General features: G+C 44.7%; 9 protein-coding genes. 5 read left to right on the forward strand and 4 right to left on the reverse strand.

What is annotated here, in order from left to right:
- Positions 1-5 precede the first annotated feature (5 nt).
- From licT to OM416_RS08155, 3 genes are all read right to left on the reverse strand, one after another.
- Positions 6-857, reverse strand: a complete 852-nt coding sequence (gene licT / locus OM416_RS08145) for a BglG family transcription antiterminator LicT (RefSeq protein WP_145323608.1) — start codon at positions 855-857, stop codon at positions 6-8.
- A 233-nt stretch (positions 858-1,090) separates the two neighbouring features.
- Positions 1,091-2,515, reverse strand: coding sequence for a glycoside hydrolase family 1 protein (locus tag OM416_RS08150; protein ID WP_169481316.1), 1,425 nt, complete (start codon positions 2,513-2,515; stop codon positions 1,091-1,093).
- A 191-nt stretch (positions 2,516-2,706) separates the two neighbouring features.
- On the reverse strand, positions 2,707-4,164 hold the full coding sequence (locus tag OM416_RS08155; protein WP_264928341.1) for a glycoside hydrolase family 1 protein: 1,458 nt from the start codon (positions 4,162-4,164) through the stop codon (positions 2,707-2,709).
- 493 nt (positions 4,165-4,657) lie between these two features.
- Between OM416_RS08155 and OM416_RS08160 the strand changes: the two genes are divergently transcribed.
- The 3 genes from OM416_RS08160 to OM416_RS08170 all read left to right on the forward strand — a co-directional run bounded on the left by OM416_RS08160 (position 4,658) and on the right by OM416_RS08170 (position 6,943).
- Complete coding sequence (locus OM416_RS08160; RefSeq protein ID WP_264928343.1) at positions 4,658-5,722, forward strand: suppressor of fused domain protein; 1,065 nt, start codon at positions 4,658-4,660, stop codon at positions 5,720-5,722.
- Positions 5,723-5,893: 171 nt separating this feature from the next.
- Positions 5,894-6,049: a helix-turn-helix domain-containing protein gene (locus OM416_RS08165; RefSeq protein ID WP_264928345.1), complete on the forward strand. Its 156-nt coding sequence runs from the start codon at positions 5,894-5,896 to the stop codon at positions 6,047-6,049.
- Positions 6,050-6,163: 114 nt separating this feature from the next.
- Positions 6,164-6,943: a hypothetical protein gene (locus OM416_RS08170; RefSeq protein WP_264928347.1), complete on the forward strand. Its 780-nt coding sequence runs from the start codon at positions 6,164-6,166 to the stop codon at positions 6,941-6,943.
- A gap of 108 nt (positions 6,944-7,051) precedes the next feature.
- Here the strand turns inward: OM416_RS08170 and OM416_RS31810 are convergent, their stop codons facing one another.
- Entirely contained in the window at positions 7,052-8,803 is a 1,752-nt protein-coding gene (locus tag OM416_RS31810; RefSeq protein WP_319951894.1) for an ABC transporter ATP-binding protein, read from the reverse strand.
- A gap of 150 nt (positions 8,804-8,953) precedes the next feature.
- Here OM416_RS31810 and OM416_RS08185 point away from each other — a divergent pair, with 150 nt between their 5' ends.
- Entirely contained in the window at positions 8,954-10,396 is a 1,443-nt protein-coding gene (locus OM416_RS08185) for an ABC transporter permease (RefSeq protein WP_264928349.1), read from the forward strand.
- Positions 10,397-10,408: 12 nt separating this feature from the next.
- Positions 10,409-11,923, forward strand: coding sequence for an ABC transporter permease (locus tag OM416_RS08190; RefSeq protein ID WP_264928351.1), 1,515 nt, complete (start codon positions 10,409-10,411; stop codon positions 11,921-11,923).
- The last annotated feature ends 35 nt before the right edge of the window (positions 11,924-11,958 follow it).

The following is an 11,958-nucleotide window of genomic DNA, read 5'->3' on the forward strand; positions in this document are numbered from 1 at the left end:
CAATTTTATTCGATTGTTTGTTCATTTCTGACAACTCGTTCAATATGAATGGTCAGATACAGTATTTCTTCCTTGGACAACACCCGATTATAGATCTTACGAGTATAGTCACTGATCCTTACTGCACATGCATGTGCTTCCGGATACTGCTTGCTCACCAAGTCATGAAGCGGATTATCTTCTTCTTTATCTTCAATCGCCATTCCTTGCAACACACGTTGGGCAAAGAACTTCAGATGAGTTAAAAATCGATAATAACTCAATGAATCTTCATCAAGCTCGATTACAAAACTACGTCTTACAATGTTAAGTATGTCCTTAACGATATTCGTAATGCTGATCGTTTCCCTCATCTCACCGTTCATCTGAGCATTAACCAGATGCATCGCAATGAATGCGCATTCGTCTTCGGGAAGCAGGACACCTAATGTTTCCTCAATAATCTGTAGCGCCTTAAGCCCAATGGCATATTCCTTCCGGTACATGCGCTTGATCTCCCAAAACAGTGCGTTACGGATCTGCAATCCTTGACGATGTCGATCAATGGCAAAATGAATATGATCCGTCAGTGAAATGTAGATGCTTTCATGCAGCTTCTCACCTAACACCGTCTCGGCATAACGGATAATCTCATCCGAGCACTCGACATATTCAACCGGGATATCAGACAGAAGCGTTTTGAGTTTCTGTGATACTTCCTTACTTTCAAGCGAGAATATTTTTTCGACGAGACTCTCGTCTATTGATTCACCAGTATGCTTTTTGAAGGCAATTCCACGTCCCATAACGACCAGTTCGTTTCCTCCCGGATCAATTACGGTAACTACGTTGTTGTTAAGCACCTTCTCAATTTTCATTTCTTCACATCACCTTGCACCGTCAAAGTAGTAAAAGGCAAAACCAAAGCAGGTCACGAAATATGCCCTGCTTCTGGTTTTGCCTGATTGAACAGTAACAATCCAGTATTCATTAGCCTTAGGCCCATCTTACCATATAATTATCCATATGACAACGTTTTTGTGAAAGCGGTTAATGTGCGTTAATGTGACATAAGAAGGTGCTTATACAACTATGCTTGAAGAACTAGTATTTACTCGTTGTTGTTCTTAAGACTTGCGCCATTCGTACCAATAACTTCTTTATACCAGTGGAATGATTTTTTCTTGTAACGATCCAGTGTTCCTGAACCATCATTGTTGCGGTCTACATAGATGAAGCCATAACGTTTCTTCATCTCTGCTGTTGAAGCACTTACCAGGTCAATACAGCCCCATGACGTATACCCCATCACTTCTACGCCATCTTCAAGAGCTTCGCCCACCTGTACCAGATGGTCATTCAAATATTGAATACGGTAATCATCGTTCACCGTTTTATTGCCATTTTCGTCGGTAATCAGCTCATCGACTGCACCCAGACCATTTTCGACAATAAACAATGGTTTTTGATAACGGTCCCAGTATTTGTTCAAGGTTACGCGCAGTCCTTGCGGATCGATCTGCCAGCCCCACTCACTCGCTTTGAGGTAAGGGTTTTGTACACCTGCGAACAGGTTTCCTTTGCCTTCGATACGTTTCTCGGGATCACCTGTCTCACAGATACTTACATAATAACTGAACGAGATAAAGTCTACGGTATGCTTCAGAATTTCAGCATCGCCGTCTTCAAATTTAATATTGATATTATTTGCTTTGAAATAACGATTAATGTATTTCGGATAGTAACCACGTGCATGGATATCAGCAAAGATATCATTGCGCTGTTCAGCATGCATCGCTGCAACCACATCATCCGGATTCGGAGTCAGCGGATACGTAGGCATGCTCAGTACCATACAGCCGATTTTGGCTTCAGGCATAATTTCATGACCCAATTTAACAGCCAGGGCACTGGCTACCAATTCATGATGGATCGCTTGGTACAGATCCTGCTTGGACAGTTCTGCTTTTGGCGTGTAGATTCCACCGCTCATGAATGGCTCTTCCAGAATGGAGTTGATTTCGTTGAACGTCAGCCAATATTTTACTTTGCCTTTGAAACGGTTAAACAGCACTGTTACATAGCGCTCGTAGAAATCGATCATTTTACGGTTAACCCAGCCATCATACGTTTTGGACAAATGCAGCGGTGTCTCATAGTGAGAGATCGTTACGAGTGGTTCAATGCCGTATTTGTGGCACTCATCGAACAAGTCATCATAGAATTGCAGACCTTTCTCATTTGGCTCCAATTCATCGCCTTTTGGGAAGATACGGGACCAAGCGATGGATGTACGGAATACTTTGAAGCCCATTTCGGCAAACAATTTAACATCCTCTTTGTAACGGTTGTAGAAATCGATACCGATCAGTTTCAGGTTATCTTCTGTCGGTGCTTCCGTTCTAGGCGTTGTAATCCCGTGTGGCATTACGTCCTGGACAGACAGGCCTTTACCATCTGTATTATAAGCTCCTTCAAGTTGGTTGGCTGCTACAGCGCCGCCCCATAGGAAATCCTTCGGAAATGGTGTTGTCATGTCAATCATTCCTCTCTAATAACGGTATTTTAATTCTTTGTCTAAATGCATTACTCTATCCTTTGCCGACAGGAAAAAGCGGACAATCTCCAACTAAAAGGGCCATCAGGAAAATTAGATTCCTTCCATGCCAACTTTCGCGTTAGGTTTTGCCCGCTTTACATGCGGTTACAATCCTGGAAACGAGAATTCTACAGTTGCTCACCATTGCTGGAGATTACGTTTTTGTACCAGTCGAATGAATCTTTTTTGGAACGTTTGAGTGTTCCGTTACCTTCGTCATCCAGATCCACGTAGATGAAACCATAACGTTTGGACATTTCGGAAGTGGACATACTCACAAGGTCAATCGGGCCCCATGCTGTGAATCCAATCAGATCCACACCGTCTTTGATCGCTTCTTTCATTTGTTCAATGTGTTTTTTCAGGTAATCCACACGATAGGAGTCATGGATCGAACCGTCTTCTTCAACACGGTCATATGCACCCAGACCATTTTCTACGATGAACAATGGTTTCTGGTAACGATCCCAGAAGTTGTTCAGGGTTACGCGCAGACCGATCGGATCGATCTCCCAGCCCCAGTCGGACGCTTCCAGATAAGGGTTTTTCACGCCGCCAGTCAGGTTACCTGCTGTTTCTTCCTTGTCTGCGGATGCAGATTTGGTTACGGACATGTAGTAGCTGAAGGAGATAAAATCAACGGTATTGTTCAGCAAGATCTCATCATCGCCTGCTTCTTTTTGGATCACGATGTCGTTTTCTTCAAAATAACGAGCCATGTAGTTCGGGTATTTACCACGAGCATGCATGTCCGTGAAGAAGAGGTTAATCTGATTCTCGTGTTGAGCCAGACGAACATCTACCGGATTACAAGTTGCTGCATAAGTTTCCATACGAGCAAGCATACAACCCACTTGGGAACCAGGCATAATTTCGTGTGCAAGCTTCGTTACCAATGCACTTGCTACAAATTGGTGATGCAGCGCTTGATAAGTGGTTTGCAACTTGTTGTCCACTTTATCGATCAGAATGCCGCCGCCAGTGTACGGGCTGAACAGCATTACGTTAATTTCATTAAACGTCAGCCAGTATTTTACTTTATTTTTATAACGGTTGAACACCGTTTCTGCATATCGAACATAGTGCTGGATTACTTCACGGCCAGCCCAGCCGTTGTATTTTTGCGTCAAGCCAAGCGGTGTCTCATAGTGAGACAATGTAACGAGCGGCTCGATACCATATTTCAGCAATTCGTCGAATACTTCATCGTAGAATTTCAAGCCTGCTTCATTCGGCTCTTGATCATAACCGTTCGGGAAAATACGTGCCCAGTGAATGGACAAACGGAATACTTTGAAGCCCATTTCAGCGAACAATGCAATATCTTCTCTAAAGTGATGGTAGAAATCGATACCAAAACGTTTCGGGAAACGTTCTTCGATTTTGCCGGAGAGGATCTCTTCAATTCGGGAAGAGGAAATTTCCATGGCATGTCCGCCTGTACGCTTCTCTTTAGGAACATGAGCGATCATATCCGCTGTGGAGAGGCCTTTGCCGTCCTTATCGAATGCACCCTCCAATTGATTGGCAGCTGTGGCGCCGCCCCATAGGAAGTTTTCGGGGAATCCTTTTTTTGCCGTGGTCATGAACAACAACCTCTTTTCGAAATTTATTTTGGTTTTTCCAGGTTAAAAACTGTAATTCAGAGCAGAAAACAAGAAAAACCTAAACTCAAGGTAAAATAGCACCAAAAAAAGGGGCCTTCATTTCACCATCAGTTTAGGTTTTGCCTGTCTTCACAGTTACAATCCATCAAAAGATGTTATTGCATATTCTGTTGTGCTTGCTCTTGTAATGTAAGCGTAACATATCTATTTTGCAAAATCAACTTCACGATTAGTCGAGTCCATTGGCAGGACTTTGGTCCTCTAAATTCGGGATTTTATTCTTGCCTGATCAAACTACGCCAGATGAATACCTTTCACACTCATGTAAAATTACTCCCCGTATTGCAAGATGTAACACCGAAGTCCTATCTCTCACAATTCATCCTAAAGCCGCTTGAAACCACCCTTGGAACAGGTAGACTTAATTTTAAATGTTTTTTCGGGGGAAAGACTATTTTAGGAGGATTAAGAAATGACACATGAAGAAAACACATCCGGTTGGGATGCGATTGATCAAGCGGTCGGAGAACTGTACGGAGAACAGGAGCCGCAGCATTATGGCACATCGATTCCTTATATGCTTGGAGGTCCGGACCCGCTCGACGGCATCAGCGTTTATACGGCGAACACCCCCATGCCTCATTGGCATTTTGTCACCTATGGTTTCTCTGAATTATATGAAAAAGAGATGCAGGATGCATCCAAAAGCGGGTATGGTTTTGAACTCACATTTCGACTTACGCGCAGCGAAAATGAGACTGAACCGCCAGCTTGGGCACTGAATCTATTACAAAATGTGGGACGATACGTTTTCAACAGCGGAAATGTCTTCCACGCAGGAGATTATATGGATGCCAATGGCCCGATCTGCCTGGAATCCGATACGCTGCTGACAGCTCTCTCGTTTATTGAAGACCCGGATCTGCCCGAGATCTCCACGCCCAATGGCACAGTGCAATTTATTCAGATGGTTGGCATCACAGGTCGTGAACTGGAAATGATTCAAACCTGGAACGCTCGCGGCTTCCTGTCTGCCTGCTCCAGTTTCATGCCCAAATATGTGACGGATCTAATGCGAAATTCGTATGCAGATATCCCTTCTGTTATACAAGCAGTCCAACTTGGAATCGAACAGGACGGGTCAAGTACTGCGTTTTTATTCATACAACAACTGAGCTGGGAGTCCCCGCGCAAAAAAATACTGCAAAAAACCGTTCCGGCCAAACTCCAGCTTGGAGCCAATCAGACCGTTTTAATTGGTAACATTCTTCGCAGCCGAATGTCAAAAGGTGAATCTCTGTCGTTAATCGGACCTAATATTAGTATCCTGTTCGAAGCCGGTGAACATCCCACCGTGCTGGAATCAGACAAACAAATTACACTGACGGTGAACAAGCAGATCGTTGAGGAACTGGCACAGAATCTCCGTCCGGTTGAAGGGACATTCGAGATTATTTCTTTGGATCGTCTCCTCGTTCAGATTGTTAAAACAGAGATTAAGGACCAGGAAGGACACGTCATCAAAACAATCGGCTGAGACCACTCTCAGATGTAATACAAGAACTGCTTTTTTTCGCTTAAAGACTGTGCAGCAAGGAGGAAACAACATGTCTGCCACTACATTTGCCTCACGGCACAAGGAGTCCGTAACTCGCTCGCATGCAGCAGAACGGCTCCCTTTGACTATGTTTCGAAATCCAGTCTGGAGATGATTGCGGAAGGGCTGACCGTAAAAGCCATTGCTTTGAAATTGAAGATCAAGGAATGCACCGTGAATCATCACAAAAAAGTGATTTTCAACAAATTAGGTGTGCAATCTAGCACAGAAGCTGTTTCAATTGCCAGCCGATTGTCTTATTTATAGAGGACCCCTATAGATTCCTATAGGCAGTAAATGAGAACGTTCGTGCTGCAATTTAGAGAACAAGCAAGATGTAGAGAGAGAAAAACAAACACACACACATTTCAGGAGGGTAATATGAAAATTCCAAAAAAAGTTTCTTTATTCGCCATGCTCATCATGATTATGCTGGTTGCAGCCGCTTGCGGTGACAAAGCAGATAACACAGCCGCAACAGAAGAGCCTACCCCGACAGAAACAACGACGGGTACTGATTCTGAACCAGCGAATACAGAAGAAACAGAGAACACAGAACCAGCAAGCGAAGAGTCTAAGGAAACCGATAATTCCCAAGACGTTGAGCTGGGGACTACAGAAAAAGGTTCTTACACCAATGACTATTTCGGCGTATCTCTGAAATTCCCGGAAGCATGGGAGTTCCAAGATGCTGCTGGCATGAATGAGCTGACAAGTGCTTCATCTGAAGCGATTGCTGGTGATGATGAAACGAAGAAAAAACAAATCGAACTGTCTCAGACCAAAACATTGAATCTGCTTATGGCTTCAAAGTATCCATTAGATGCAGGCGAAGTTGGTCCTTCCGCAATTGCGGTTGCTGAGAAAGTAAGCTTGCTGCAAGGTATTCGTACAGGTAAAGACTACCTGGTAGCAACCAAAAAATTCATGGAAGATAGTCAGTTCCCTTACGATTACAAAGAAATGACGACTGAAACCATCGGTGGCAAAGAGATGGATCTGATGCAAATCACGATGGATGCAGGTGACGGTTCAACGATTACTCAGGACTACTACAGCACGATTATTGAAGGATATGCTTTCAACTTCATCTTCACTTACATGGATGATAAGACCAAAGCCGAGATAGATACCATCAAGAAATCGGTTCAATTCAAATAATCGCTTTTGATGACTGCTATTATACGAAGCACATAAAACACAACCCCGATAACGATCTATGGAGATCATTGTCGGGGTTCTTTTGTAATTAGAAAGGGCTATATTCCTTTAGCTAGATATGGCTACCCAGTGTCCTTCCTTGACTTCTACCCATCTGGAATGTTCCAGATTATAACGGTCCTCTACTTCAACATTTTCTCTAGCTGTTTCTTTCACAACATGTCTCTTTTTCTTCGCTTCTACCGCCGGATCAGGCACAGGAATAGCAGACAGCAACGCCTTGGTGTAGGCATGTTGCGGGTTGGAATAGAGTTCTTCACTCTCTGCAAGCTCCACAATTTTCCCATTATACATGACAGCTACGCGATCGCTGATATGTTTGACCATGGACAAGTCATGCGCGATGAATAGATACGTCAAGCCTAATCGCTGCTGCAACTCTTCAAGCAGCTTTACGATCTGTGCTTGTATCGACACATCCAGTGCAGACAACGGTTCGTCACATACGATGAATTCCGGCTCCACAGCCAGAGCTCGCGCAATACCAATCCGCTGTCTCTGTCCACCCGAGAATTCATGCGGATACCGCTGTGCATGGGTGGGATCGAGACCCACCATCTCCAGCAATTCCTCCACCCGCTTCTCCCGCTGAGCGGCAGTGCCTGCAAGTTGATGAATATCAAGGGCTTCTCCTATGATATCCATAATTCTCATTTTGGGATTCAGAGATGCATAGGGGTCCTGGAAAATAATCTGCATATGTCTTCGCATTGTTTTCATCTCTGAAGCCGACAGACGATTAAGCGGAACTCCCTTAAACAGCACATCTCCACCTGTTGGCTCATGCAATCGCAAAATGGCACGGCCTGTGGTCGATTTTCCGCTACCGGATTCCCCTACAACGCCAAGCGTCTCTCCTTGACGAATATGAAAACTGATATCATTCACGGCCTTTAAGGTATTGCCTTTCCCCAGATTAAAATGTTGTCTGAGTGATTTAACCTCAAGCAACGGCTGATCATCCTCCAGATCTCTCGGGACCATTGATACCGGTTTGGGCTTTTTCTTCTGATCCAGACGTGGTAATGCATTCAGAAGTCTAATCGTATACGGGTGTTTGGGATTGGCAAAAATCTCTGTCGTTGTCCCGGTTTCCACAATCTGTCCTTCTTTCATAACCACAACCCGATCACACATGCCTGCCACTACGCCCAGATCATGCGTGATCAGAATAATCGATGTGCCCAGTTGGTCCTGCATATCTTTCATTAAATTGAGGATCTGTGCCTGAATCGTAACATCCAGTGCAGTTGTCGGCTCATCAGCAATGAGCAATTCAGGACGACAAGCAAGTGCAATACCGATCATGACCCGCTGGCGCATGCCTCCGGAGAATTCGTGCGGATATTGGTTGTAGCGTATTTCACTGCGAGTTATCCCCACCCGCTCCATCATGGCAATCGCCTGCTTCTTGGCTTCCCTTTTGGAAACCTTCTGGTGTTTGATCAGACTCTCGGAGATCTGTTTACCCACTTTAATAGTCGGATTAAGAGAACTCATCGGATCCTGAAAGATCATGCCAATATCACGTCCACGGATGCTCTCCATCTCTTTCTGCGTTTTATTGGCGAGGTCGACCCCTTTAAATAGAATCTCTCCTTTTTTCATCTGTGAAGGCGGCGATGCAAGCAGCCTCATAATAGAACGTGCTGTTACACTTTTTCCACTGCCCGATTCTCCTACGATGCCCAACGTCTCGCCTTTTCGTACTTCAAAACTCACTTCTCGCACTGCCTGAAACTCACTCTCTCCAGAGTGAAACGAGACAGATAGCTCATTAACTTTCAGTAAAGGTTCCATATCATCACCAGCTCTCATCCGTTTTTCACATTCACTCATCTCATATGTATACCATTTAATTCCTTGACAATTGTATAGACCCTAAATAATATATACTATATCAATCGGAATAATGCAATTTAAACCTGAATGAAAGGAGGCACGTTTGGTTTGAATCTTGCAGATAGCAGCAGACTCTCGCGGTTGGCACACAATTTAAGTTTTATTTATGGCAAAATGCTGCTTCATCCTTCCTACCGATATGTTCTGTTCATTCTTGGATTACCGATCAATTTGGTCGTGTTTCTAATATGGCGTTCGAATCGAAAAAATGACGGCTGGGTAGCTGCCAGGCAGGCGGCTGAGCAAGAACTGCTCGCTTCTTCCTACCGGAGCAAGCTTAAGTTGGAAGTAGAAGAACAGCTGCGTCGCAAACATCGTTTTTTCCAGCAGCAGGTCAGTGAGGGAGAATTCACACGTCAGACTGAGGAATGGTTGGAAGAAAGTGTTCAGACAGAGTTGAAGACGCGGACGTCCCGCATACTTCAGGAACAAGGACATCAGCGACTTACAATGGCCGATACGTTCCACACCCTTATCGACAAACCATGGTTTTTCGCGATATCCATTATTCCAGGCTGTCTGATGTATAGCATTTTGTTTTTGTATGGCAATCCTTATCTAAAGTACATATTTGAAAGAATACTGATGACGGTATTCGTCATTCTGGGCGTAGCAACACTCGTATTTACGATTTTGTATCTGTCTCCGTTTAACCCGGCAGCTAACATTCTCGGAGAAACAGCGACGCAGGAACAGATTGCAGCATTCAATCAGGTGTATGGCTTGGATCAGCCTTATCTCACACAGCTTTGGAACAATATCAAGGGAGTTGCCTTCTTCGATCTTGGTAAGTCTTTTGCAGGAAATGAAGATGTCACGGCAACGATCGCAAGGAAGTTTCCAATTACGTTGACGCTGGCGGTCATCTCCCTGCTACTGGCACTCGTCATTGCATTACCCATTGGTATCATCTCTGCAATTAAACCTAATTCGTGGTTCGACTACACCTTCATGTTTATTGCTCTGATTGGATTATCGATCCCGAATTTCTGGCAAGGACTTATTTTCATTCTCAACTTTTCGATCAAAATGCAGTGGCTTCCCGCCACCTTCAACCCGCAGAACTGGCTGTCGATCATTATGCCAACCATTGTTCTGGGTACGGGACTTACAGCTGCGGTGGCCCGAATGACCCGCTCCTCTACACTGGAAGTCATTCATGAGGATTATGTAATGACCGCCCGTGCCAAGGGGTTAAGCGAACGTCAGGTCATGCTGAAACACGCTGTACGCAATGCATTGATTCCAATCGTAACTGTGGTTGGACTTCAATTCGGAGCCATGCTGGGCGGAGCAGCGGTAACGGAGAAAGTGTTTAATATCAGCGGTCTCGGTAGTTACATTGTGGATAAGCAATTTATCCCCGATATTCCGAGTATCATGGGCGGAGTAATCTACACAGCGATTACAATCTCCATTATCAATGTAGCGGTTGATCTGCTGTACGCTTTTATTGATCCAAGAGTGCGTTCCAAGATGAAACAATATTAAAGCAGGTGTACTATGACAAAATCGGGTTCCTTAACACAAGAAATGCGTTTCCGGCTTAAGTCTTCTCGCGAATACAGTCAGGCGAGCTTTGCCTGGATCACGTCCCTTCTCTTGACTGCATTATTGCTGTTCAACAGTTATGACTGGAGCGGACAGACGTTCAAACCATTTCTGCTAACGATACTTGGGGTCTATGTATTCTTCACACTGGTCCAAAGTGTTATCACCTTTCGGATTCGAAAAGACTTGATCCGAACCGGTACGGTTTCTGCTTTGACTCGCAGGTTAGCCTGGGTTCAGCTACTTGCTATCATTTCAGGCAATATATTTATCGTAACGGCAGCCTTTCATCTGATTCGAAAATCCAGGAACGTGGAGTATACCTTTGCGGTGTACATGCTGTTAACCCAGCTGTTCGTGATTGGTGTATCCGCGTTAAATATCTTCAAACCTTATGTGGCTGACAACTTTCTGCCAGCCATGGCGGTGCTGATATTTATTCTGGTGATCGACCTGGTCGTACTGCTTATCGTATCCCGATATAATGCGACTTCTATCCTCCCTCGCTGGATGATAGGTGCCAGTGTAGTACTAATTCTTACCTCGATCACAGGTAATGTATTTGCACTCTTGCTCGGCATTTCCATTATCGGACGAATTCGCAGACAGGGGAAACAAAAATCAAACTTCTGGAACGATCTGTGGGAGCGCCTTGCTCCGAATATGACTGCCATGTCCGGTTTGTTTTTTATCATTTTTCTGTTCTCGATATCGATCTGCAGTTTCTTCACCTTTGACTACAGTATGGCTGTCGAAAATAACTACTCGGCTCTGCTTCAACCGCCTTCCCTTGCGTATCCATTGGGAACGGATGACTTCGGACGATGTTTATTTTCCCGGATTGTATTCGGTGCCCGAATCTCCTTGATCGTAGGCTGCATGTCGACCATCATTCCTGTGTTGATCGGCGGAGTCCTCGGAGCATTCTCCGGCTTCTACGGAAGGCATACGGATAACATCATCATGCGGCTGCTCGATATTCTCTATGCAATTCCGGGTATTCTGCTCGCCATTGCCATTATTGCGGCGTTCGGAGCCAATACGGTCAATCTCATTCTGGCGCTGAGCCTGGGTTCGATTCCAACGTATGCCCGTACCATGAGAGCCAGTGTACTCTATGTATCTACATTTGAATTCGTGGAAGCTGCACGTGCACTGGGGTACAACAATCGTACGATTATTTTCAAACACATTATTCCTAACTCGCTTGCGCCCATGATTATCAAATCCACACTCACGATTGGTGGAGCGGTTATCGCTACCAGCAGCTTGAGTTATCTGGGACTCGGTGTAGAGCCGCATATTCCGGAATGGGGTAACATTCTGAAGCTCGGCAGTACATACCTGGAGACTCACTCTTATCTGGCGATTTATCCAGGCTTGGCTATTATTCTACTGGTTCTTTCGTTTAACTTTCTCGGTGACGGCCTGCGTGATGCACTTGATCCCAAGCTGGAGAAAGCATAAACGACTCGTTGAACTAATACAGAAAAAAAGAATTC

This window comes from Paenibacillus sp. LS1 (assembly GCF_026013365.1).
Taxonomy (GTDB): domain Bacteria; phylum Bacillota; class Bacilli; order Paenibacillales; family Paenibacillaceae; genus Paenibacillus.